Raw genomic sequence first — 23,680 nt, 5'->3', positions numbered from 1 at the left:
CAGCCGGAGGCGGCGCCTGGCTGCTCAGCGCTGGTAGACGGCGGTGAGCCTGGCCTCGCCGATCTTGGCAAAGTGGATGTTGAAGCCGACGTAGGCCGCCGTGGCGTCGGCCGGCACGTCCAGCTTGTCGGTGTTGAGCGCGTACAAGGTGAAGATGTAGCGGTGCGGGCCGTGGCCGGGCGGCGGAGCGGCGCCGCCGTATTCGGCAGTGCCGAAATCGGTCCGGCCCAGGCGGGCGCCCTTGGGCAGAGACGCGCCACCGGCCGCGCCGGCGCCTTGCGCAAGGCCGGTCGCATCGGCCGGGATGTCGTACACCACCCAGTGCCACCATCCCGAGCCGGTTGGCGCGTCCGGGTCGTACATGGTGAGCGCGAAGCTCTTGGTGCCTTCGGGTGCGCCTTCCCACACCAGTTCCGGCGAGATGTTGTCGCCACCAGCGCCCATGGCCTGGTGGACGAACTGGCGCGGCAGGCTGTCCTGCTCATTGAAGCTGGGGCTGCGCAAGGTGAATGCCATGTGTCGTGCTCCTGAGAAATGAATGGCATCCGCTGCATGCACGGATGCGGGGTGCCCGCCGCATCGCGGCCGATCGGCCGCGCGTCGGGATGACCGGGCATTTTGAACCAACGGGCGGCCGGAGGAAGGCCGAGGCCATTCGGCGGCGGCGCTTGCGGTGATGGCTGACGGCGCTAGTTCGACATGCCTTCCATGGCCGCGTTGATGCCGCGTTGCAGCAGCGACCAGTCGAAACCGATCACCAAGGCGCGGTAGCCGCGCTCGCGCATGGCGCGACCTTGCTGCGCGTTCAGCGCGACGCCGCCGAGCACGACCTGGCTGCCGCGGACCGCGGTCTCGAAACTCGCGATGGCCGCCTGTACGTCGGGGTGGTCGCTCTGGCCGCGCAGGCCCATGCTCGTGGCCAGGTCGCCGGGACCAATGCACACCATGTCGAGGCCGGGGGTGGCCGCAACCTCGCCGGCAGTGCCGAGCGCATCGACGGACTCGAGGACGCCGACGGCGAGCACCTCTTCATCCGCGCGGTCGAGGTAGTCGCGCATGGTGACGCCCCATCGCAAGGGCGCGAAGAACGGTCCCCAGTAGCGCTCGCCGGCCGGTGGATAGCGCACCGCCCTGACGACCGCCTCTGCATCAGCACGTTCACTCGTCATTGGAAAGCACACGCCCATCGCCCCGATGTCCAGCGGTATCTTTGCATGCCAAGGCTCCTTGCCGCTCACCCGCACCAGGGGCACCAAGGGCGTTCCACCAGTTGCCGCGATCATCGCGTGGGCGCTGAGCGGGTCGATCGGCCCGTGCTCCATGTCGATGATCATGAAGTCGAGCCCGGAGCGCGCCAGGACCTGCACCGTCTGCACGGACGGTATCGTGGCGATGACGCCGTAGGCGCAGCCTCCCTCGGCCCAGAGGTCTCGAAGTCGATTCAGACGCGGGACCCGCTGCGTATCGGACGAGATCATGGGCTGGCTCCTTGTTCAGGCAGGCATTGGCTGTCGATTCGACTCCAGGCGTCCGGGCGCAGTCTGGCATGGTTCCAAGCGGGCGTGAAGCGGCCCGGCGCGGGACACGGCGGATCCGGCCGGGTGCGAGAATCCGCCGGCGCACGAATCGCCCGCCCGGACCGAGACCCGCCAAACGGAGGTGCTTTGCCATGCTGCAACGACTGATCGACGCTGCGAAGTACTTCAAGCGCGCGGTGCCCTTTCGCATCGTGCCCGCGATCATCACCACGCTGGTGCTCGCAGGGCTCCTGCTCGTGCCCACGCCCGACGGCCTGACGCCGAAGGCCTGGGGGCTGGTGGCGATATTCCTGACCACCATCGTGGCCATCATCCTCAAGGTCATGCCGATCGGCGTGATGGCGTTGATGGCCGTGATGATCGTCGCGCTCTCGCAGGTCACGGCCGATTCGTCCAGGCAGGCCATCGCCGACGCGCTGGCCAGCTACGCGAATCCGCTCATCTGGCTCATCGTGGTGTCGGTGATGATCTCGCGCGGCCTCAAGAAGACGGGGCTCGGCCAGCGCATCGGCCTGAGCTTCATCGCCCTGCTGGGGCGCCGCACCATCGGCATCGGCTACGGCCTGGCGGCGTGCGAACTGGTGCTGGCACCGTTCACGCCCAGCAACACGGCGCGCGGCGGCGGCATCGTGCACCCCATCATGCGATCGATCGCAAGTGCCTTCGGCTCCGATCCCGAGCAGAAGACCGAGGCAAAGGTTGGCACGTACCTGGCGCTGGTCAACTACCACGCCAACCCCATCACCTCAGCCATGTTCGTCACGGCCACGGCACCCAACCCGCTGGTGGTGGACTACGTGGCCAAGGTGACGCACCAGGGCTTCCACCTGAGCTGGGGCACCTGGGCGCTGGCCATGCTGCTGCCCGGGTTGGTGTGCATGCTGCTGATGCCGCTGGTGATCTACCTGCTGTCGCCGCCGCAGCTCAAGAAGACGCCGGACGCGGTTCAGTTCGCGCGCAGCGAGCTGGCGGCGATGGGGTCGCTGCAACCGAAGGAGCGCGTCATGATCGGCACCTTCGCGATGCTGCTCCTGCTGTGGGCCGACGTACCTGCCATGCTCTTCGGCCCGGCATTCAGGCTCGATGCCACCGTGGTGGCCATGCTCGGTCTGTTCGTGCTGCTGATCACCGGCACCCTCGACTGGGACGACGTGCTCTCGGAAAAAAGCGCCTGGGACACGCTGATCTGGTTCGGCTCGCTGGTCATGCTGGCCGGCGAGCTCAACAAGGCCGGCGTGATCGCCTGGTTCTCCGGGGGCCTGCAATCGACCATCCAGGCCAGCGGCATGGCCTGGCCCTATGCGGCCGGGGTGCTGGTGCTGGTCTTCGTGTTCTCGCACTACTTCTTCGCCAGCACCACCGCACACATCAGCGCGATGATGCTGGCGTTTCTGACCGTGGGCGCTGCGATGGTGCCGCCCGACTACCTGACGCCATTCCTGCTGATGATGGCCGCGGGCTCGGCGATCATGATGACGCTGACCCACTATGCCACCGGCACGTCGCCGATCATCTTCGGCAGCGGCTACGTGAGCATGGGCAAGTGGTGGTCGGTCGGCTTCGTGATGGCCGTGCTGGAACTGCTGGTATTCGCGACGGTCGGGTTGCTGTGGTGGAAGGTGCTTGGGCATTGGTAGGCACGCCCACCAACCCGCAGCCGGCGCCGCGACGGACCGGCACCGGCCGGGCGCTTCTACCGCCGGCGCTGCGGCGCGCCGTCGTCGATCGACCAGTTGGCCATGACACGCTCGGCATCGCGCGCCCGCTGGTCGTCGATGCGCTTGGCCGTGAGCCGCGCGGACATGCGCAGCTTGTGAAGATCGCGCTCCCTCAGCGTCGGGTTGGGCGCAAAACTGAAGCAGCACAAGGTGCCGTAGATGCGGCCGTCGTTCAGCACGACCGGCGTACTCAGGTGCGCGCCCACGGGAAACGGCGTGGCGGGCAGTTCGCCCGCGGTGGGCAGCGCGGCGACATCGTGCACGAGCTCAGGCAGGCGCCCGTCGACCACGCGCTGGCAGAAGCTCTGCTCCAGCGGAGCGGACTCGCCTTCGTTGATCACGCGCGCATCGGCGGCGGTATCGACGCGGCGGAACACGCGCCGACCGTCGCAGAACTCGGACACGAAGATCACGTCCATCTTCAGGTGCTCGCGCAACTGGCGCAGCACCTGCGGCACAGCGCCGCTGATCAGCGCGTCGCCCTGTTCCGGGGTTGCCACCAGCAACTCGGAGATGCGGACCTCGAATGCGTCGGGGGTGTAGCCGGTATCGTGCAGCGGATTCATCGTCACTCTTGATCGTGGATCGTTGGTCGGCTTCGATGATACGCAGCATGGCGCCGGGACCGCGCGCGGCCGTTGCGTCAGCGTTGCGCCGACGATTTCCAGACACCGACCTCACCGGCCGTCTTGGCGACGCATTCCGGATCGGAAACGAAAACGGCCTCTCGAGGAGGCCGTCTAAGTCCTTGATTGCTCAAGGTTTGAATCTGGTGGCCTGGGGCGGAATCGAACCACCGACACGCGGATTTTCAATCCGCTGCTCTACCAACTGAGCTACCGGGCCTTTTGGGCTCAACGCATATTTGCGTCGAGCCTGCGATTATACAGTGCTTCTGCGGCCTCTCGACAGGTCGACGCCCAGCTGCTTCAACTTTCTGTACAGGTGGGTGCGCTCCAGGCCGGTCTTCTCGGCCACGCGGGTCATGGAGCCGTTCTCCATCGCCAGGTGAAACTCGAAGTAGGCCTTCTCGAAGCCGTCGCGCGCGTCGCGCAGCGGGCGGTCGAGGTCGAAGCTCTGGGTCGATTGCGGACCGGGGTCGGGCAGCGGCGCCAATGCCGCCGACGGCAGCAGCGCACTCTCGCCGGTGGTGGTGACGACCGTGGCGTACGGGCTCGCGGGCGGCACGACGGCGGCGGCGGCGCGGCGGGCGCTTTCGCGGGCCAACCCCTGCTCCACGGCCTTGAGCAGCTTCTGCAGGGTGATCGGCTTTTCCAGGAACGCAAACGCGCCGATGCGCGTGGCCTCGACGGCGGTGTCGATGGTGGCGTGGCCGCTCATCATGATGACCGGCATGCTCAGCAGGTTGGCAGTGGACCACTCCTTGAGCAGCGTGACGCCATCGGTGTCGGGCATCCAGATGTCCAGCAGCACCAGGTCGGGCCGGGCACGCTGGCGCGCGGCCCGCGCCTCGGCGGCGTTTTCGGCCAGTTCGACGTTGTGGCCTTCGTCATTGAGGATTTCGAAGAGCAGGTCGCGAATGCCCAACTCATCATCGACCACGAGAATATTTGCCATGAATGCTTGTTGCGGCGATGCTCAGATGACGGGATGTTCTTGAGAAGAATGCGGCGCCGCAGCAACGGCGGGCCGTTCCGGCGACAGCGCGAATGATAGCGAGACTTGGGCCCCTACCACAGCCCCGTCCTGAACGCGATTGGAAAGTTCGATACGGGCCCCGTGTTCGTCAGCTATTTTCTTGACCACCGCCAGGCCGAGCCCCGTGCCCTTGGCCTTGGTGGTGACGTACGGCTCGAAGGCGCGCTTGAGGATGTTCTCAGCAAATCCGGTGCCAGAGTCCTGCACGGTCATGCGCACGCGCTCGCCCGATTCGCTCAACCGGGTCCGCACCACCACCGGCGGGACGGGGGGCGCGTCGCCCTCGGCCTGGTGACGGGCGGCCTGCGCGGCCTCGGTGGCGTCGAGCGCGTTCTGCAGCAGGTTGTGGATCACCTGGCGCAGTTGCTGGGCGTCGCCGCGGATCGAGCGGCAACGCGGATCCAGCTCTGCCTGCACCCGGTCGTGGTTGCTGTCGCTTTCATACAGGTGCAGGATGTCCAAGACGAGTGCGTTCAGGTCCACCGCCTTCAGGTCGGCGGCCGGCAGGCGGGCATAGTCGCGGAACTCGTTGACCAGCCGCTTCATCGCATCCACCTGGTCGACGATGGTCTTGACCGATTTGGCCAGTATCGCCTGCTCGGCGCTGCCCTGGAGCTTGCCGGCAAGCTTGAGCTCCAGCCGCTCGGCAGACAGCTGGATCGGCGTCAGCGGGTTCTTGATCTCGTGCGCCAGGCGCCGGGCCACCTCGCCCCAGGCCTGGGCCCGCTGCGCCGAGACGATCTCGGAGATGTCGTCGAACACCAGCAGGCGCGCCGGCCCCGGCAGCTCGGCGCCGCGCGCCACCAGGTTGACGGTGTCGTCGGCCATGCCGCCCGAATGCAGCTCGAACGCATGCTGCCAATGGTCCAGGCCATGCTGCGACCGCTCCACCTCGAACTCCTCGAACTGCTGGTGCACGTCCCGGCCGAATTCCTCGAGGCCCGGCACTTCCGCCAGGTTGCGGCCTTCGTAGGCGGCAAGCGGCATGCGCAGCACGCGCGTAGCGCCGGGATTGGTCGACAGCACCGTGCCATCGACCGCCAGCACGATCACGCCCGACGTCAGGTTGTCCAGGATGGTCTGGAGGTTGGCGCGCGCGGCGTCGAGTTCGCCCAGGGTTTTCTCGACGGCGCCGCGCGCGTCAGCCAGTTGCTGGGTCATGAGCGCGAAGGAGCGGGTCAGGCCGCCGAGTTCGTCCTTGCCGGGCAGCACGGTGGTGGGACGCAGATCGCCGCCGGCCACCTGGCGCACGCCATCGGCCAGCACCAGCAGAGGCCGCGCCAGCTGGTTGCCGAACAGCACCGCCAGCAGCACGGCACCGAACACGGCCAGGAACAGGCTCAGGGTGAGGGTGCCGATGTACATGCGCAGCAGTCCGCCACGCGCCAGCGCCCGCTCCTGGTATTCGCGGTTCGCCTCCTGCACCGCCAGCGCATTGGCGACGACGGCCGTTGGCAAGGGAACGGTCAGCTCGAGAAAGCGCGTTTCAGCGCCCAGCTCGAAGCCCGGCCGACGCACCAGCGCAAGCGCACGCACGGTCGCCGTCGGGGGCGTGCCAGCGACGGTGGGCGTGTCGTCCAGGCCTTCGATCTGCGCGACGGCCCCGTTGGCGCGGGCCTGCCGCTGCATCTGCGCCGGCGGGCGCTCGGGGTTGATCTGGAAGCGCGAGGCACCGGCACCGGCGATCAGTTGGCCGTTCGCGGTCCACAGCAGGGCGTCCGTGGCGCCGAACTGCTCGCGTACCCGCTCGAGCGCCAAGCCCGCCGCGGTATCGGGCACGTCGGACAGCAGGGCGCCGCCGGCCCTCGCCTTGTTGGACATGTCCTGCGACAGCGAGTCCAGCGTGGCCCGGCCGAGGTTGAGGCCGGCGTCCAGCGCGCCCTCGACCTTGACGTCGAACCAGCTCTCGATGGAGCGGGAGACGAACTGATAGGACACGACGTAGATCAGCAAGCCCGGCACCACGCCGACCAGCGCGAAGATGGCAGCCAGCCTGATCAGCAGGCGGCTGCCGAACTTGCCCTGGCGCAGGCGCTTGACGAGCCGGAACGCCACCCATGCGAGCACCAGTGCCAGCAGCACGGCCACCACCACGTTGATGCCGAACAGGCGCGCGTAATTGCGCTCGTACAAGGTGCGGTTGTTGGTGGCCTGGGCCAGCAGGAACATCAGCACCAGGCCGATGGCCGTGACCAGCGCGGCGACCACGCCCAGCGTCCAGCGCCGGGCACGCGCCCGGCGTGCCTCGGGCGAGGCCGGAGGCCGGACGGACTTGTCGCTCACGGGCCTTTCTCCATGGGAAGCTTCACGCTGCGTTCGACCGAGATGTTCCAGTCGGACTGGCCGACGGCGCCGATCTGGAACGGCCGGGGCAACTGCGAAGTATCGAGCCGGAAGCGAAACACCACCGCGTGCTCGGGATCGTCGCCGATGGCGGCGGCGTCGGCCAGCCGGAGCCGGCCGATGCGCTTGATCGCCTCCAGCGCCTCCTGCAGCGAATCGAAGTTCTGGGCCACCGAGGCGCCGAAGCCGGCATTGCTGATGGGCACCGGCGAAACGTTGAGCCGCCAGCGCCGGGTCAGCGGCTGATAGGCCAGCCGCATGTGTCGCGCTGCAGAGGCAACCTTTGTGTCCCACCAGTACCAGCGTTCCCGGTAGACCTCGGCTTCGGCGACGAAATAGACGGCGATCCCTTTTTCCAGGACCTCGCCCACGAGTTCGGGCAGATCGAACTGGACGGCCGCGCTCAGGTAGACGCCGTCGTCGATGCGCACCAGCCGCAACTGGGTCAGTTCGGTGTTGGCGTCGTCGGCCCGCACGCCCGTCGACAGCGTCAGAAGCGACAGGCACAGGGCGAGAACCACGAGGATCCCCCCGAAACGAGCCGGGCGGCGAGCTTCAGGCGGGGCGTTTCTCGAGCAGGGCGTAGAAGAAGCCGTCGTGGTCACCCAAGGGATTTTCCGGGAGGCCACCCCCATTCCGCCCGCTTTGGGGCAGCAAATGCCCTGGCGAAGGCATCAATCGGCCGTCGGTGTTGTGCGCAAGGAACGCATCAATCTGGTGCACACCCTCCGCGCGGAATACCGAACAGGTGCAATAGAGCAGCCGCCCGCCCGGCCGGACCAGGGGCCACAGAGCAGCCAGCAGGGTGGCCTGCTGGACCGCCAACTGCTCGACATCGGTCTCGCGGCGCAGCCAGCGCACGTCGGGATGGCGCCGCACGATGCCGGAGGCGGTGCATGGCGCGTCGAGCAATATGGCATCGAAGGGTCGGCCGTCCCACCATTGGTTCGGGCGCCCGGCGTCGGCCACCACGATGCGGGCCTGGCCGACCAGGCCCAGGCGCTCGAGGGTTTCGCCGATGCGCTGGCTTCGCCCGGCATCCACCTCCAGCGCCGTCACCTCGATCGGCCGGTCCTGCGCATGTTCCAGCAGGTGGGCGGTCTTGCCTCCTGGCGCGGCGCAGGCGTCCAGAACGCGCAGCGGCGCCCCGGCTGGCCAGGCCAGCCCGTCCAGCAGCAAGGGGGCGGCGAGTTGGGCTGCGGCATCCTGCACGGAGAACTCGCCCTCGGCGAAGCCGGGCAACTGCCGAACCGGACGCGCCCGGGCCAACTGCAGTCCGCTGCCGGCGACCGGCTGGGCTGCCAGGCCAGCCTCGTGCTGAAGCGCTTCGCGGTAGGGACCGACACCGATGCGCCGAAGGTTCACCCGCAGCGTCATGGGTGCCTGCGTGTTGTCGGCCCGCAGCACCTGTTGCCAGTCGTGCGGATGATCATGCTTGAGCCGTTCGATCCACCAGCGCGGATGGTTCCAGTGGGCAACCGGCTCGCTGTCGGTCGCGGCCACGAGTTCGTCGTGCTCGCGCAGGAAGCGCCGCAGGCAGGCGTTGATGAAGCTGGCCTGCGCGCGCGTGCCGGCATGGCGCTTGGCCGCCTCGACAGCCTGGTCGACCAGCGTGAACGGCTCGAAGGGGGCCACGTCGCGCCGCCAGGCGAGCGCCAGGGCGGTGCAGAGCAGCGCATCGGCAGCCGGAGGCGGCGTGCGGCGCGCCAGGTGGCGCCGCAAGGCCTCGGCCCGGCCCAGCGAGCGCAGGACCTGGAAACCCAAGGCCTGCACGCCGGGGCGCAGGCCCGGCTCGACCGCGTCGAACGCCGCAGTGCCGGACTGGCCGGCACGAATCGCCGCAATGGCCGCGGCGCATGCCTGCAGCTGGCGCCACAGGGCGGGCTGCCCTGGCGGCGCAGCGGGTTCAGGCATCGGGGGAAGTGAAGAATTGGACGGCAAGATTCAGGCGATAGTAAGCCCTGCGCTGGGGCGGCTGAGGCCCGCGGCGTCTACAGCAGGGGCGCGGCCCGCTGCAGGCGGAACGCCCAGGCGACGAGCACGGCTGGAAACTGGCCGATCGCCCGGTTGTACTGAAGCACAAGGAGGTTGAACTGGCCCCGCGTGATCTCCGTCGCCGCGGACGGCTCCGGCCAGGCCAGGGACGATGGCAGGCCGCTCGACTCGGCGCCCGCCGCGTCCACCGATGCAAGCGCCGCGCCACCCAGCGGCGCCGGCCGCGACAGCGAGCCCTCGGCGTCGAACCGGACTGCCTCGCCCGGAAAAAGGCGCTCCCAGGCTTGCAGCAGCACATCGAGCGCGGTGCCCAGCGCCGCGATGCTGACGGGGTCCAGCGGCTTGAGCCGGGCCACGCCCATCATCGCGGAAGTCTGCGCGGCGGCAGCCCAGAGCGAGTTGGCGGCGTCCAGGTCCAGGGCCGCGCCGCCGGCGCCTTCGGGCACTGCGTTGAGGCTGCCGGCCGGCGGCGCATCACCGCCGCCGGACCGGCCTTCGGCCGCGCCATCGCGCGCCTGGCCGACCCGCGCCTTGACGTAGTCGATCTGCCTGTTCAAGGCCGAGTCCAACGCGGTGTATGCCGCCTGCGCCGCCGAGCGCATCCGCACCAGGCGGTTGTACGCACCGACGAACCAGAACACCAGGACGGCGCCCACCACCCACCAGTGGAAGGACGCCGGAATGAGTTGAGTCAATCCGTTCATGAAGAGGCACGGTGAAAAAAAACGCCCCCCTGCCGTGAGGCAGAGAGGCGTTGCGGGCCAGCCGGAAGGCAGGTCATACGGTCATGGCGCGCGAAGGCGCTGGGCCGCGTCGTCCTTACTCGGTCGCAGTGCCTTCGCTGGCAGCAGCCGCGGTGGCGCCACCGGCGTCGGCCTCGGCCTCGGCGGTCGCGGCGAGCGCCGCATCCAGCTCGGCCGCCTCGGACTCGGCGATGGCGCGGCGCTCGGCCTCGTCCATCGCATCCTTGGCCTTGCGTGCCTGGTGGTACGCCATGCCGGTGCCCGCCGGAATCAGGCGGCCGACGATGACGTTTTCCTTCAGGCCGCGCAGCTCGTCGCGCTTGCCCATGATGGCGGCTTCGGTCAGCACGCGCGTGGTCTCCTGGAAGGACGCGGCGCTGATGAAGCTGTCGGTGGACAGCGAGGCCTTGGTGATGCCCAGCAGCAGGTTGGTGTACGTCGCGGGGATCTTGCCAGCCGAGCGCAGTGCGTCGTTGGTGTTGAACATCTCCGAACGCTCGACCTGTTCGCCCACGATGTAGTTCGAATCGCCCGCGCTCTCGACCACGACGCGGCGCAGCATCTGGCGAACGATCACCTCGATGTGCTTGTCGTTGATCTTCACGCCCTGCAGGCGGTACACGTCCTGCACTTCGTCGACGATGTAGCGCGCCAGCTCTTCCGAGCCCAGCAGGCGCAGGATGTCCTGCGGGTCGGCCGGGCCGTCCACCACCACTTCGCCCTTGTTCACCACCTGGCCTTCGTGCACCAGGATGTTCTTTTCCTTGGGCACGAGGTCTTCCCAGACCTTGCCTTCGGGGTCGGTGATCTGCAGGCGGATCTTGCCCTTGGTCTCCTTGCCGAACGACACGGTGCCGGTCATTTCGGCCAGCAGGCCCTTGTCCTTGGGCGAACGGGCTTCGAAGAGCTCGGCCACACGCGGCAGACCGCCGGTGATGTCGCGCGTCTTCTGGCCTTCGACTGGGATGCGGGCCAGCACTTCGCCGGGGCCCACGTCCTGGCCGTCACGCACCTGGATCAGGGCGCCGATCGGGAAGCCGATGGTCACCGAGTGGTCGGTGCCGGGGATCTTCACCTCGCCGCCCGAGGCGTCGACCAGCTTGACCTGCGGACGCACCACCTTGGCGGCGCCGCGGCGCTTGGGATCGATCACCACCAGCGTGGACAGGCCCGTGACCTCGTCCACCTGCTTGGCGACGGTGAGACCTTCCTCGACGTTCTCGAACTTCACCGAACCGGCGAACTCCGTGATGATCGGGCGGGTCAGCGGATCCCAGGTGGCCAGGATCAGGCCGGCCTTGATCTGCTGGTCGGCCTTGACCGACAGGATCGCGCCGTAGGGCACCTTGTGACGCTCGCGCTCGCGGCCGTGCTCGTCGTGGATGATCACTTCGCCGGAGCGCGCGATCACCACCAGCTCGCCCTTGGAGTTGGTCACGTAGCGCATGGTGGCGTTGAAGCCGATCACGCCGTTGCTCTTGGCTTCCACGCTCGAGGCGATGGCGGCACGCGAAGCGGCGCCACCGATGTGGAAGGTACGCATCGTCAGCTGCGTGCCCGGTTCGCCGATCGACTGGGCAGCGATCACGCCGACCGCTTCGCCGATGTTGATCAGGCCGCCGCGGCCGAGGTCGCGGCCATAGCACTTGGCGCAGATGCCGAAGCGGGTCTCGCAGGTCAGCGCGGTGCGCACGCGCACCTCGTCGACGCCGGCGTTCTCCAGCTCTTCGATGTTGTCCTCGTCGAACATGTCGCCGGCCTTGACCAGCACGGCGCGGGTCTCGGGATGCGGCACGTCGTCAGCGGCGCTGCGGCCCAGGATACGGTCGCGCAGCGACTCGATCACCTCGCCGCCCTCGACGATGGCGCGCATCGTCGAGCCGTTGCTGGTTCCGCAATCCTGCTCGGTCACGACCAGATCCTGCGTCACGTCGACCAGGCGGCGGGTCAGGTAGCCCGAGTTCGCGGTCTTCAGTGCCGTGTCGGCCAGGCCCTTGCGGGCGCCGTGGGTGGAGATGAAGTACTCCAGCACGTTCAGGCCTTCACGGAAGTTGGCCGTGATGGGCGTCTCGATGATGGAGCCGTCCGGCTTCGCCATCAGGCCGCGCATGCCGGCCACCTGGCGGATCTGGGCGGCCGAGCCGCGGGCACCGGAGTCGGCCATCATGTAGATGGAGTTGAACGACTCCTGGTCCACTTCCTTGCCGTTGCGGTCGATCACCTTCTGCTTCGACAGCTTGGACATCATCACCTTGGACACGGCGTCGCCCGCCTTGCCCCAGATGTCGACGACCTTGTTGTAGCGCTCGCCGGCGGTCACCAGGCCCGAGACGTACTGCTGCTCGATCTCCTTCACTTCCTTCGAAGCCGTCTCGATGATGTCGTGCTTCTCGGAAGGCACCAGCATGTCGTCGATGGCGATCGAGATGCCGGCCTTGGTCGCCAAGCGGAAGCCGTTCTGCAGCAGCTTGTCCGCGAAGACCACCGTTTCCTTCAGGCCGCACTTGCGGAACGAGGCGTTGATGAGCTTGGAGATTTCCTTCTTCTTGAGCGCCTTGTTGATGTTCGAGAAGGCCAGCCCCTTGGGCAGGATCTCGGACAGGAGTGCGCGGCCGACGGTGGTGTCGACCAGCGAAGTCGATGGGACGAACTCGCCCGTCTCCTTGTTCTTGTTCCACTCGGTGATGCGCACGGCCACCTTGGTGGTCAGGTCGACCACGCCGGCGTCCAGGGCGCGCTGCACTTCGCCGATGTCGGAGAACATCAGGCCCTCGCCCTTGCCGTTGATACGGTCGCGGGTGGTGTAGTACAGGCCCAGCACCACGTCCTGCGACGGCACGATGGACGGTTCGCCCGAGGCCGGGAACAGCACGTTGTTGGACGCGAGCATCAGCGTGCGCGCCTCCATCTGGGCTTCCACCGACAGCGGCACGTGGACGGCCATCTGGTCGCCGTCGAAGTCGGCGTTGAACGCCGCGCACACCAGCGGGTGCAGCTGGATCGCCTTGCCTTCGATCAGGATCGGCTCGAACGCCTGGATGCCCAGGCGGTGCAGCGTCGGCGCGCGGTTGAGCAGGACCGGGTGTTCCTTGATCACTTCCTCGAGGATGTCCCAGACCACCGGCGTGCCGGATTCGACTTCCTTCTTCGCCGCCTTGATGGTGGTGGCGATACCCATCGCCTCCAGGCGCGAGAAGATGAAGGGCTTGAACAGCTCGAGCGCCATCAGCTTGGGCAGGCCGCACTGGTGCAGCTTGAGCGTCGGGCCCACCACGATGACCGAACGGCCCGAATAGTCGACGCGCTTGCCCAGCAGGTTCTGGCGGAAGCGGCCGCTCTTGCCCTTGATCATGTCGGCCAGGGACTTGAGCGCGCGCTTGTTGGCGCCGGTCATGGCCTTGCCGCGGCGGCCGTTGTCCAGCAGGCTGTCGACAGCCTCCTGCAGCATCCGCTTCTCGTTGCGAGCGATGATCTCCGGAGCCTTGAGTTCCAGCAGGCGGCGCAGGCGCGAGTTGCGGTTGATGACGCGGCGGTACAGGTCGTTCAGGTCGGAGGTCGCGAACCGGCCGCCGTCGAGCGGCACCAGCGGACGCAGGTCCGGCGGCAGCACGGGCAGCACGTCCAGCACCATCCACTCCGGCTTGATGCCCGACTTGCGGAAGGCCTCGAGCACCTTCAGGCGCTTGGAGTTCTTCTTGACCTTGACTTCGGAGCCGGTCAGGTCGCCGCGCAGCCGCTCGATCTCGATGTCGAGCTCGATGCCCTGCAGCAGGTCCTTGATGCCCTCGGCGCCCATCTTGGCGATGAACTCATCGCCGTATTCCTTGCGCTTGTTGTCGTAGTCGTCCTCGCTCATGATGCCGAACTTCTTCAGCGGGGTCATGCCGGGGTCGGTCACCACGTAGGCTTCGAAGTAGAGCACGCGCTCGATGTCGCGCAGCGTCATGTCGAGCACGAGGCCCAGGCGCGACGGCAGGCTCTTGAGGAACCAGATGTGCGCGCACGGGGCGGCCAGGTCGATGTGGCCCATGCGCTCGCGGCGCACCTTGGTCTGGGTCACTTCGACGCCGCACTTCTCGCAGATCACGCCGCGGTGCTTCAGGCGCTTGTACTTGCCGCACAGGCACTCGTAGTCCTTGATGGGCCCGAAGATCTTGGCGCAGAACAGGCCGTCGCGCTCGGGCTTGAAGGTACGGTAGTTGATGGTCTCGGGCTTCTTCACCTCGCCGAAGGACCACGAGCGGATCTTCTCGGGCGAAGCCAGGCCGATCTTGATGGCATCGAAATGCTCATCCGGGGTGAACTGCTTGAACAGGTCGAGTAGCGATTTCATTTGACTCTATCCTTTTCTGATCGGTTGGGGCCGGAGCACGAACTGCCTTGCAATTCGCGGCCCGGCCCGCAAAGCCCTTAGGAGCGCTCCAGCTCGATGTCGAGACCCAGCGAACGGATTTCCTTGACCAGCACGTTGAACGACTCCGGCATGCCGGCCTCGATCGCGTGCTCGCCCTTGACGATGTTCTCGTACACCTTGGTACGACCCTGAACGTCGTCTGACTTCACCGTCAGCATCTCCTGCAGCACGTAGGACGCGCCGTAGGCCTCCAGCGCCCACACTTCCATTTCACCGAAGCGCTGGCCACCGAACTGGGCCTTGCCGCCCAGCGGTTGCTGCGTGACCAGCGAGTACGGGCCGGTCGAGCGCGCGTGCATCTTGTCGTCGACAAGGTGGTGCAGCTTCAGGAAGTGCATGTAGCCGACGGTCACCGGACGCTCGAACTGCTCGCCGGTGCGGCCGTCGAACAGGTGGGCCTGGGTACGCGTATCGGTCAGGCCCTTGAGCGCGGCCAGGTCGTCCGGGTACGCCAGCTTGAGCATGGCGCGGATTTCCTCTTCGGAGGCACCGTCGAACACCGGCGTCGCGAACGGAACGCCGGTGGCGAGGTTGCGCGCCATCTCGACCACCTCGGTGTCGCTGAACTGGGCCAGCTCTTCCTTGCGCCCCGACTTGTTGTAGAGCTCGTCGAAGAACTTGCGCAGTTCGGCCACCTGCGACTCGCGCTGCAGCATGTCGCCGATGCGGTGGCCGATGCCCTTGGCAGCCCAGCCCAGGTGGACTTCCAGCACCTGGCCCACGTTCATCCGGGAGGGCACGCCCAGCGGATTCAGGCAGATGTCGCACGGCGTGCCGTCGGCCATGTGGGGCATGTCCTCGACCGGAACGATCTTGGACACCACGCCCTTGTTGCCGTGGCGGCCGGCCATCTTGTCACCCGGTTGCAGGCGGCGCTTGACGGCCAGGTACACCTTGACCATCTTGAGCACGCCCGCGGGCAGCTCGTCGCCCTGCGTGAGCTTCTTGCGCTTTTCCTCGAAGGCGAGGTCGAAGCTGTGGCGCGTCTGCTCGAGCGAGTTCTTGATCGACTCCAGCTGCATGGCGATGTCGTCATCGGCCGGGCGGATGTCGAACCAGTGGAACTTCTCGATCGAGGCCAGGTAGGCCTTGTCCAGCTTCGTGCCCTTGGCCAGCTTGTTCGGCCCGCCGTTGGCAGCCTTGCCCACCAGCAGCTTCTCGATACGGTCGAACGCGTCGGCCTCGACGATGCGCAGCTGGTCGTTCAGGTCAAGGCGGAAGCGCTTGAGCTCGTCGTCGATGATCTGCTGGGCGCGCTTGTCGCGCTGGATGCCCTCGCGGGTGAACACCTGCACGTCGATGACCGTGCCGGAGCTGCCCTGGTCCACGCGCAGCGAGGTGTCCTTCACGTCGGACGCCTTCTCGCCGAAGATGGCGCGCAGCAGCTTCTCTTCCGGCGTCAGGGTGGTCTCGCCCTTCGGCGTGACCTTGCCCACCAGCACGTCGCCCGGCTGCACTTCGGCGCCGACGTAGATGATCCCGGATTCGTCCAGGCGGTTGAGCTGCTGCTCGGCCAGGTTCGGGATGTCGCGGGTGATTTCCTCGGCGCCCAGCTTGGTGTCGCGGGCCATCACCACCAGTTCCTCGATGTGGATCGAGGTGTAGCGGTCGTCGGCAACCACGCGCTCGCTGATCAGGATCGAGTCCTCGAAGTTGTAGCCGTTCCAGGGCATGAACGCGATCAGCATGTTCTGGCCCAGCGCCAGCTCGCCCAGGTCGGTCGAGGCGCCGTCGGCCACCACGTCGCCCTTGGCGATCTTGTCGCCGCGCTTGACGATCGGACGCTGGTGGATGTTGGTGTTCTGGTTCGAACGCTGATACTTGATCAGGTTGTAGATGTCCACACCCACTTCGCCGGCCTGAGCCTCGGCGTCGTTCACGCGCACCACGATGCGCGTCGCGTCGACGTAGTCGACCACGCCGCCACGGGTGGCCGTGACCACCGTGCCAGAGTCGACGGCCGAGACGCGCTCGATGCCGGTGCCGACCAGCGGCTTCTCGGGACGCAGCACCGGCACCGCCTGGCGCTGCATGTTGGCGCCCATCAGTGCGCGGTTGGCGTCATCGTGCTCGAGGAACGGCACCAGCGACGCGGCCACCGACACGATCTGCGCCGGCGACACGTCCATGTACTGGATGCGCTCGGCGCTGACCAGGATGGATTCGCCCTTCTCGCGCGCCGACACCAGGTCGCCGGTCAGGCGGCCTTCGCCGTCCAGGGCCGCATTGGCCTGGGCGATGACGTACTTGCCTTCCTCGATGGCGGACAGGTAGTCGATGTCGTGGGTCACCTTGCCGTCGGCCACGCGGCGGTACGGCGTCTCGATGAAGCCGAACTCGTTCAGGCGGGCATACAGGGCCAGCGAATTGATCAGGCCGATGTTCGGACCTTCCGGCGTCTCGATCGGGCAGACGCGGCCGTAGTGCGTCACGTGCACGTCGCGCACTTCGAAGCCGGCGCGCTCGCGCGTCAGGCCGCCCGGGCCGAGGGCCGAGACGCGCCGCTTGTGCGTGATTTCCGACAGCGGGTTGGTCTGGTCCATGAACTGGGACAGCTGCGAAGCGCCGAAGAATTCCTTCAGTGCCGCCGAAATCGGCTTGCTGTTGATCAGGTCATGCGGCATGAGCGGCTCTTGCTCGGCCTGGCCCAGGCGCTCCTTGACGGCCTTCTCGATGCGAGCCAGGCCGGTGCGGTACTGGTTCTCGGCCAACTCGCCGACGCAGCGCACGCGGCGATTGCCCAGGTGATCGATGTCATCCACCTCGCCGTTGCCGTTGCGCAGGTCGACCAGGATCTTCACGACGGCCAGGATGTCGTCGTTGGTCAGCACCATCGGGCCGGTCGGCTCGTCGCGACCGACACGGGCGTTGAACTTCATGCGGCCCACGCGCGACAGGTCGTACGTGTCCGGGTTGTAGAACAGGCGCTGGAACAGGGCCTGCACCGCGTCCTCGGTCGGCGGCTCGCCGGGGCGCATCATGCGGTAGATCGCGACACGGGCGGCGAACTCGTCGACCGTCTCGTCGATGCGCAGCGTCTGCGAGATGTACGGGCCCTGGTCGAGCTCGTTGGTGTAGATGCACTGGATGTCCAGCACGCCGGCGGCGCGCAGCTTCTTGAGCAGCGCCTCGGTCAGCTCGTCATTGGCCTTGGCAAGGATCTCGCCCGAATCGGGGTCGACGATGTTGCGGGCCAGGACGCGACCGACCAGGAAGTCTTCGGGCACGCTGATGTGCGTGGTGCCGGACTGCTCCAGTTCGCGGGTGTGGCGCGCGGTCACGCGCTTGTCCTTGGCGACGACGACCTTGCCCGACTTGTCGGTGATGTCGAATCGCGCGACTTCGCCGCGCAGGCGATCGGAGACGAGCTCCATCTGCGCGCCGCTGTCCATCAGGCGGAAGTTGTCGTTGACGAAGAAGTTCGCCAGGATGGTCTCCGGCGTCAGGCCGATCGCCTTGAGCAGGATCGTCACCGGCATCTTGCGGCGACGGTCGACGCGGAAGTACAGCATGTCCTTCGGGTCGAACTCGAAGTCCAGCCAGGAGCCGCGGTAGGGGATCACCCGCGCCGAGAACAGCAGCTTGCCCGAGCTGTGCGTCTTGCCCTTGTCGTGCTCGAAGAACACGCCAGGCGAACGGTGCAGCTGCGAGACGATGACACGCTCGGTGCCGTTGATGATGAAGGAACCCTTGTCGGTCATGAGCGGCACTTCGCCCATGTAGACCTCTTGCTCCTTGACTTCCTTGACCACCTTGGACTGCGACGTCGAGGACTCGCGGTCATAGATGATCAGCTGCACCTTGGCGCGGACGGCCGAGGAGAAGGTCAGGCCACGGGTCTGGCACTCGCGCACATCGAAGGCCGGCTTGGCCAGGTTGTACTCGAGGAACTTCATCTCCACGAAACCGTTGTGGGAGACGATGGGGAAGGCGGAGTTGAACGCGGCTTGCAGCCCGTCGAGCGAACGCTTCTGCGGCGGAACCCCAGCTTGCAGGAACGCGGTGTAGGCGTCCTTTTGCATCTGCAGCAGGTAGGGGATCTCGACAACACTGTCGCGGCTGCCGAAACTTTTTCGGATGCGCTTGCGTTCGGTATAACTGTACGTGGACGATTGGGCCATGAGAGCTCCGGACATGAGATCTTGCGCGACTTGTCTCAGCGCTTGCGCGCCGCTTGGCGGCTGGCCACTACCAGCCGATGGCGGACGATGGCGCGTTGCACGCCACCCGAACCAAGGGGTCTTCTGCAGTCGGGGTCAGAAGACACTCAAAAACCGTCTGCCGCGAGGCGATTTTTGAGTGCGCTCTGAAAGCGCAAAAGGCTGGCGTTGAAACCAGCCTGGGTAAATCGAGGATGGAGCGTGGCGAGCGGCGCGAGGTCGGCAGGAGGAGCGCAGCCGTACTTTCGTACGGCGAGCACCGGGGTGCCGAGATCGCGTCGCGCAGTAGCTCCAGACCGATTTACTTGAGTTCGACCTTGGCGCCGGCGTCTTCCAGCTTCTTCTTGGCGGCCTCGGCGTCAGCCTTCGACAGGCCTTCCTTGACGGCCTTCGGAGCGGCTTCCACCAGGTCCTTGGCTTCCTTCAGGCCCAGGCCCGTGATTTCGCGCACGGCCTTGATGGCGCCGACCTTGTTCGAGCCAGCTTCCATCAGCATGACGTTGAACTCGGTCTTCTCTTCGGCGGCCGGAGCGGCGGCACCGCCACCAGCGGCCGGAGCGGCCATTGCAGCGGCGCTCACGCCGAACTTCTCTTCGATGGCCTTGACCAGGTCGTTGAGTTCCAGGACCGTCATGCTGTCCAGCGCGGTCAGAAATGCGTCTTTATCGAATGCCATTTGGGTTTCCTAACAATTGGGTTGAATTTCTAGAAAGCAAGGCTTGGCCGATCAGGCCGCCGCTGCCTCTGCCGGTGCATCTGCTTCCGGTGCGACTTCGCCACCACCACGCTTCTCGGCAAGCGCGGCCAGAACACGGGCCGTGCGCGAGATCGGGGATTGCATCAAGCCCAGCAGCTGGGCCAGCAGCACTTCCTTCGAAGGGATGTTGGCCAGTTGCTTCACGCCGTCGACATCCAGGGCCTTGCCACCGAAAACACCGCCGCGGATGACCAGCTTGTCGTTGGTCTTCGCGAAATCGGCCACCACCTTCGCGGCAGCCACGGCATCCTCGGAGAAGCCATAGATCAGCGGGCCGGTCATCTGGTCGCCGACGACCTCGAACGCGCTGCCAGCCACCGCACGGCGGGCCAGGGTGTTCTTCAGAACACTCAGGCTCACACCCTTTTCACGGGCTTGCACACGCAGACGGGTCATGTCGGCCACCGTGATGCCACGGTATTCCGCCATCACGAGCGTTTGAGCTTTAGCGGCGAGGCCGGTCACTTCTGCGATGACCGCTTCCTTCTCACTGCGATTCAGACTCAAGGTCTACTCCTTTCAATGCACCGCGTCGCCCCGGAGGGCTTCGAAGTGCGCTTCATGCAGCGACCAACTGTTCGGATCCGATAAAACCGTTCCTTGCAGTGGGATCGCCATCTGCGCTGGCTGCCTTGCGGCGATTAAGTGCGTCCCGGAAGGGTGCACGCCAGCGGTCTTGGATGGCCCGTCGCGCGTTGCTTGCCGCGACGGCCCACCACATCACCGCACCGCTCCTGTTGGAAGCGTTGCGGTGCATTTCTTGCATCAGCCCTGTTGCGAGATCGACTGGGTGTCGACGCGAACGCCCACGCCCATGGTCGACGACACAGCCACCTTGCGCAGGTAGACACCCTTGCTCGAGGCCGGCTTGGCCTTGTTCAGCGCCTCGATCAGCGCCACCAGGTTGCCCTGCAGCTTGTCGGTGTCGAACGAGCGACGGCCGATGGTGCCGTGGATGATCCCCGCCTTGTCGACGCGGAACTGCACCTGACCGGCCTTGGCGTTCTTCACGGCCGTGGCGACGTCGGGCGTCACGGTGCCGACCTTCGGGTTCGGCATCAGGCCGCGCGGGCCCAGGATCTGGCCGAGCGTACCGACCACGCGCATCGCGTCAGGTGCGGCGATCACGACGTCGAAAGGCATGTCACCGGCCTTGACCATGGCGGCCAGGTCGTCCATGCCCACGATGTCGGCGCCGGCAGCCTTGGCTTCCTCGGCCTTGGCGCCTTGTGCGAACACCGCCACGCGCTTGGTCTTGCCGGTGCCGTTGGGCATCACGACGGCGCCACGCACCACCTGGTCGGACTTCTTGGCGTCGATGCCCAGCTGCACGGCGACGTCGATGGACTCATCGAACTTGGCCGTGGCGGCTTCCTTGACGATGCCCAGGGCATCGGTCAGGGCGTACAGCTTGTTGCTGTCGACCTTGCCCTCGAGGGCCTTTTGCTTCTTGGTGATCTTGGCCATGTCTTACACCCCTTCCACGGTCACGCCCATCGAGCGGGCAGAGCCGGCGATGGTGCGAACGGCGGCGTCCAGGTCGGCAGCCGTCAGGTCCTTCATCTTGGCCTTGGCGATGTCCTCGAGCTGCGCCCGGGTGATCTTGCCGACCTTGTCGGTGTGCGGCTTGGCCGAGCCCTTGTCCAGCTTGATCGCCTTCTTGATGAGGGTGATCGCCGGGGGCGTCTTGATGATGAAGGTGAAGCTCTTGTCCGCGAACGCGGTGATGACCACCGGCAGCGGCAGACCGGGCTCGACGCCCTGGGTCTGGGCGTTGAACGCCTTGCAGAACTCCATGATGTTCAGACCGCGCTGACCCAGTGCCGGGCCGATCGGCGGCGACGGGTTGGCCTTACCAGCTGGCACTTGCAGCTTGATGAAGCCGACGATTTTCTTCGCCATGCTTTAGTACTCCTTGCGGGTGATAGCGCCGTGGACTCGCCACGGCTCCCCGGGGTTGAGGCTCTCGGGATGACGGGCCCGCGCGCCGAGCCAGAATGCGCGCCGGCCCCGATGAACGGGACGTGGGTTGCTCAGGTCTTCTCGACCTGCGCGAACTCCAGCTCCACGGGCGTGGCACGGCCGAAGATCATGACCGACACACGCACCTTGCTCTTTTCGTAGTTGACTTCCTCGACGGTGCCGTTGAAGTCGGTGAACGGGCCTTCCTTGACGCGCACGAACTCACCCACGGTGAACTCGACCTTGTGGCGCGGCTTCTCGGTGCCCTGCTGCATCTGGCTGACGATGTCCTCGACTTCCTTCTGCGAAATCGGCGCCGGACGGTTCTTGGCGCCGCCGACGAAGCCGGTCACCTTGTTGGTGTGCTTGACCAGGTGCCAGGACTCGTCGTCCATGATCATCTCGACCAGGACGTAGCCCGGGAAGAAGCGACGCTCGGTGGTGCGCTTCTGGCCGTTCTTGATTTCCACCACTTCTTCCGTGGGGACCAGGATGCGGCCGAACTTGTCCTGCATGCCGGCGCGATTGATGCGCTCGATGATGTTGCGCTCCACCGCCTTCTCCATGCCCGAATAGGCATGGACCACGTACCAGCGAAGGTCCGGGTTGGCGGGCGGCGCCAGGATCGGCTCGGGGCTATCGACGTCGTCGGTCATTTACTTTCTCCAGCCCAGGATGAGGTCGAAGAACACCCACTCCAAGGTCTTGTCGGTGAGCCAGAGGAAGATGGACATGATCAGCACGAAGCCGAACACGTACGCCGTCATCTGCATGGCCTCCTTGCGGGACGGCCACACGACCTTCTTGACCTCGCGCCAGGCGTCGCGGCCGAAAGCCCACAGCTGGCGGCCATGCTCGGACGAACCGAACGCGCCCACCGCCGCAGCCAGGCCGACCAGCAGCGCAGCCCACTGCGCCAGGGAACCCTGGCGCGTCAGCAGGTAGAACGCCACGATGGCGCCGACCGCCAACACCACGGCCGCGGCCAGCTTGGCCTTGTCGGCCGTCGTGGTGACGGTTTCTATTTGAGATGTGGCCATCTTGGGCAAATATTCCAAAGGCCTCTCGGCCAGCTATGCATTGCGCCTTTGACAAGACGCGCAAGCCCGTCACGCGTGACGGGCTCGTTTTGCGGGGCCACCGGCATCAGGTGGCAGGGGCAGTAGGAATCGAACCTACAACCTTCGGTTTTGGAGACCGACGCTCTGCCAATTGAGCTATACCCCTACGATCTCTCGATCAGTCGATGATCTTGGCAACCACGCCCGAGCCGACGGTACGGCCGCCTTCGCGGATGGCGAAGCGCAGGCCTTCTTCCATGGCGATCGGGGCAATCAGCTTGACGGTGATCGACACGTTGTCGCCAGGCATGACCATTTCCTTGTCCTTGGGCAGCTCGATCGAGCCGGTGACGTCGGTCGTGCGGAAATAGAACTGCGGACGGTAGTTGTTGAAGAACGGCGTGTGACGGCCACCTTCGTCCTTGCTCAGCACGTACACCTCGGCGGTGAAGTGCGTGTGCGGCTTGATCGAACCGGGCTTGCACAGCACCTGGCCGCGCTCGACGTCTTCGCGCTTGGTGCCGCGCAGCAGCACACCCACGTTGTCGCCCGCCTGGCCCTGGTCCAGCAGCTTGCGGAACATTTCCACGCCCGTGCAGGTCGTCTTTTGCGTCGGCTTCAGGCCAACGATCTCGATTTCTTCGCCGACCTTGATCACGCCGCGCTCGACGGCACCGGTCACCACCGTGCCACGGCCGGAGATCGAGAACACGTCTTCGACGGGCATCAGGAACGTGCCGTCCACCGCGCGGTCAGGCGTGGGGATGTAGCTGTCCAGCGCATCGGCCAGCTTCATGATGGCTTCCTCGCCCAGCTTGCCCTTGTCGCCTTCGAGCGCCAGCTTGGCCGAACCGTGGATGATCGGGGTGTCGTCGCCAGGGAACTCGTACTTGTCCAGCAGCTCGCGAACTTCCATTTCGACCAGCTCGAGCAGCTCGGCGTCGTCGACCATGTCGCACTTGTTCAGGAACACGATGATGTAGCCCACACCCACCTGGCGGGCCAGCAGGATGTGCTCGCGCGTCTGGGGCATCGGGCCGTCAGCGGCCGAGCACACCAGGATGGCGCCGTCCATCTGGGCAGCGCCGGTGATCATGTTCTTGACGTAGTCGGCGTGGCCCGGGCAGTCCACGTGAGCGTAGTGGCGGTTGGCCGTCTCGTATTCGACGTGGGCGGTGTTGATCGTGATGCCGCGCGCCTTTTCTTCGGGCGCAGCGTCGATCTCGTCGTACTTCTTGGCCATGCCGCCGAACTTGGACGACAGCACCGTCGCGATCGCCGCCGTCAGCGTGGTCTTGCCGTGGTCAACGTGACCGATCGTGCCCACGTT

Annotated in this window: 18 protein-coding genes and 2 tRNA genes; 1 reads left to right on the top strand and 19 read right to left on the bottom strand. The window is 66.3% G+C overall.

Annotation, left to right across the window (positions count from 1 at the left end; genetic code table 11):
• Window positions 1–24: 24 nt before the first annotated feature.
• Window positions 25–516, bottom strand: coding sequence for a YbhB/YbcL family Raf kinase inhibitor-like protein (locus VES41_RS09120; protein ID WP_324815820.1), 492 nt, complete (start codon window positions 514–516; stop codon window positions 25–27).
• 173 nt (window positions 517–689) lie between these two features.
• Complete coding sequence (locus VES41_RS09115) at window positions 690–1,478, bottom strand: HpcH/HpaI aldolase family protein (RefSeq protein ID WP_324815817.1); 789 nt, start codon at window positions 1,476–1,478, stop codon at window positions 690–692.
• A gap of 191 nt (window positions 1,479–1,669) precedes the next feature.
• Here VES41_RS09115 and VES41_RS09110 point away from each other — a divergent pair, with 191 nt between their 5' ends.
• Window positions 1,670–3,175: a DASS family sodium-coupled anion symporter gene (locus VES41_RS09110; RefSeq protein WP_324815815.1), complete on the top strand. Its 1,506-nt coding sequence runs from the start codon at window positions 1,670–1,672 to the stop codon at window positions 3,173–3,175.
• Window positions 3,176–3,231: 56 nt separating this feature from the next.
• On the opposite strand, the gene VES41_RS09105 is transcribed toward VES41_RS09110, so the two are convergent.
• The 17 genes from VES41_RS09105 to tuf form a co-directional block, all read right to left on the bottom strand.
• On the bottom strand, window positions 3,232–3,822 hold the full coding sequence (locus tag VES41_RS09105) for a GAF domain-containing protein (RefSeq protein WP_324815812.1): 591 nt from the start codon (window positions 3,820–3,822) through the stop codon (window positions 3,232–3,234).
• Window positions 3,823–4,026: 204 nt separating this feature from the next.
• Window positions 4,027–4,102, bottom strand: a tRNA-Phe gene (locus VES41_RS09100).
• A 36-nt stretch (window positions 4,103–4,138) separates the two neighbouring features.
• Window positions 4,139–4,834 carry a response regulator gene (locus VES41_RS09095; RefSeq protein ID WP_324815810.1) on the bottom strand — a complete coding sequence of 232 codons (696 nt, stop codon included), beginning with the start codon at window positions 4,832–4,834 and terminating at the stop codon, window positions 4,139–4,141.
• A gap of 21 nt (window positions 4,835–4,855) precedes the next feature.
• On the bottom strand, window positions 4,856–7,198 hold the full coding sequence (locus tag VES41_RS09090; RefSeq protein WP_324815808.1) for a sensor histidine kinase: 2,343 nt from the start codon (window positions 7,196–7,198) through the stop codon (window positions 4,856–4,858).
• Complete coding sequence (locus VES41_RS09085; RefSeq protein WP_324815806.1) at window positions 7,195–7,779, bottom strand: DUF4390 domain-containing protein; 585 nt, start codon at window positions 7,777–7,779, stop codon at window positions 7,195–7,197. The genes VES41_RS09090 and VES41_RS09085 overlap by 4 nt, the downstream gene beginning before the upstream one ends.
• A 34-nt stretch (window positions 7,780–7,813) precedes the next feature.
• Window positions 7,814–9,172, bottom strand: a complete 1,359-nt coding sequence (rsmB, locus tag VES41_RS09080) for a 16S rRNA (cytosine(967)-C(5))-methyltransferase RsmB (protein WP_324815803.1) — start codon at window positions 9,170–9,172, stop codon at window positions 7,814–7,816.
• Between the two features lie 77 nt (window positions 9,173–9,249).
• Window positions 9,250–9,957 (bottom strand): lema family protein, encoded by a 708-nt coding sequence (locus VES41_RS09075; protein WP_324815801.1) that lies wholly within the window; start codon window positions 9,955–9,957, stop codon window positions 9,250–9,252.
• A 115-nt stretch (window positions 9,958–10,072) separates the two neighbouring features.
• Window positions 10,073–14,329: a DNA-directed RNA polymerase subunit beta' gene (gene rpoC, locus VES41_RS09070; RefSeq protein WP_324815799.1), complete on the bottom strand. Its 4,257-nt coding sequence runs from the start codon at window positions 14,327–14,329 to the stop codon at window positions 10,073–10,075.
• Between the two features lie 77 nt (window positions 14,330–14,406).
• Entirely contained in the window at window positions 14,407–18,531 is a 4,125-nt protein-coding gene (rpoB, locus tag VES41_RS09065) for a DNA-directed RNA polymerase subunit beta (RefSeq protein WP_324815797.1), read from the bottom strand.
• 340 nt (window positions 18,532–18,871) lie between these two features.
• A complete protein-coding gene (rplL, locus tag VES41_RS09060; RefSeq protein ID WP_324815794.1) occupies window positions 18,872–19,246 on the bottom strand; it encodes a 50S ribosomal protein L7/L12 in 375 nt (124 codons plus the stop codon).
• A 51-nt stretch (window positions 19,247–19,297) separates the two neighbouring features.
• A complete protein-coding gene (rplJ, locus tag VES41_RS09055) occupies window positions 19,298–19,834 on the bottom strand; it encodes a 50S ribosomal protein L10 (protein ID WP_324815791.1) in 537 nt (178 codons plus the stop codon).
• Window positions 19,835–20,092: 258 nt separating this feature from the next.
• Window positions 20,093–20,794 carry a 50S ribosomal protein L1 gene (gene rplA, locus VES41_RS09050; protein ID WP_324815789.1) on the bottom strand — a complete coding sequence of 234 codons (702 nt, stop codon included), beginning with the start codon at window positions 20,792–20,794 and terminating at the stop codon, window positions 20,093–20,095.
• A gap of 3 nt (window positions 20,795–20,797) precedes the next feature.
• A complete protein-coding gene (gene rplK / locus VES41_RS09045; protein ID WP_324815787.1) occupies window positions 20,798–21,229 on the bottom strand; it encodes a 50S ribosomal protein L11 in 432 nt (143 codons plus the stop codon).
• A gap of 131 nt (window positions 21,230–21,360) precedes the next feature.
• Entirely contained in the window at window positions 21,361–21,945 is a 585-nt protein-coding gene (nusG, locus tag VES41_RS09040; protein WP_324815784.1) for a transcription termination/antitermination protein NusG, read from the bottom strand.
• Window positions 21,946–22,329 (bottom strand): preprotein translocase subunit SecE, encoded by a 384-nt coding sequence (gene secE / locus VES41_RS09035; RefSeq protein ID WP_324815782.1) that lies wholly within the window; start codon window positions 22,327–22,329, stop codon window positions 21,946–21,948.
• Window positions 22,330–22,440: 111 nt separating this feature from the next.
• Window positions 22,441–22,516, bottom strand: a tRNA-Trp gene (locus VES41_RS09030).
• A 12-nt stretch (window positions 22,517–22,528) separates the two neighbouring features.
• On the bottom strand, window positions 22,529–23,680 hold a 1,152-nt coding region (gene tuf / locus VES41_RS09025), incomplete at its 5' end, for an elongation factor Tu (RefSeq protein WP_324815780.1).

The sequence above is a fragment of the Variovorax sp. genome (genome assembly GCF_035634955.1).
Lineage (GTDB): Bacteria > Pseudomonadota > Gammaproteobacteria > Burkholderiales > Burkholderiaceae_C > Variovorax.
This window is presented reverse-complemented; position numbering and strand designations above follow the sequence as displayed.

What these genes read in the sequence shown, in the direction of transcription:
- VES41_RS09120 (WP_324815820.1), bottom strand. Translation starts at nt 516, where the DNA reads ATGGCATTCACCTTGCGCAGCCCCAGCTTCAATGAGCAGGACAGCCTG.
- VES41_RS09115 (WP_324815817.1), bottom strand. Translation starts at nt 1,478, where the DNA reads ATGATCTCGTCCGATACGCAGCGGGTCCCGCGTCTGAATCGACTTCGA.
- VES41_RS09110 (WP_324815815.1), top strand. Translation starts at nt 1,670, where the DNA reads ATGCTGCAACGACTGATCGACGCTGCGAAGTACTTCAAGCGCGCGGTG.
- VES41_RS09105 (WP_324815812.1), bottom strand. Translation starts at nt 3,822, where the DNA reads ATGAATCCGCTGCACGATACCGGCTACACCCCCGACGCATTCGAGGTC.
- VES41_RS09095 (WP_324815810.1), bottom strand. Translation starts at nt 4,834, where the DNA reads ATGGCAAATATTCTCGTGGTCGATGATGAGTTGGGCATTCGCGACCTG.
- rsmB (WP_324815803.1), bottom strand. Translation starts at nt 9,172, where the DNA reads ATGCCTGAACCCGCTGCGCCGCCAGGGCAGCCCGCCCTGTGGCGCCAG.
- VES41_RS09075 (WP_324815801.1), bottom strand. Translation starts at nt 9,957, where the DNA reads ATGAACGGATTGACTCAACTCATTCCGGCGTCCTTCCACTGGTGGGTG.
- rpoC (WP_324815799.1), bottom strand. Translation starts at nt 14,329, where the DNA reads ATGAAATCGCTACTCGACCTGTTCAAGCAGTTCACCCCGGATGAGCAT.
- rpoB (WP_324815797.1), bottom strand. Translation starts at nt 18,531, where the DNA reads ATGGCCCAATCGTCCACGTACAGTTATACCGAACGCAAGCGCATCCGA.
- rplL (WP_324815794.1), bottom strand. Translation starts at nt 19,246, where the DNA reads ATGGCATTCGATAAAGACGCATTTCTGACCGCGCTGGACAGCATGACG.
- rplA (WP_324815789.1), bottom strand. Translation starts at nt 20,794, where the DNA reads ATGGCCAAGATCACCAAGAAGCAAAAGGCCCTCGAGGGCAAGGTCGAC.
- rplK (WP_324815787.1), bottom strand. Translation starts at nt 21,229, where the DNA reads ATGGCGAAGAAAATCGTCGGCTTCATCAAGCTGCAAGTGCCAGCTGGT.
- nusG (WP_324815784.1), bottom strand. Translation starts at nt 21,945, where the DNA reads ATGACCGACGACGTCGATAGCCCCGAGCCGATCCTGGCGCCGCCCGCC.
- secE (WP_324815782.1), bottom strand. Translation starts at nt 22,329, where the DNA reads ATGGCCACATCTCAAATAGAAACCGTCACCACGACGGCCGACAAGGCC.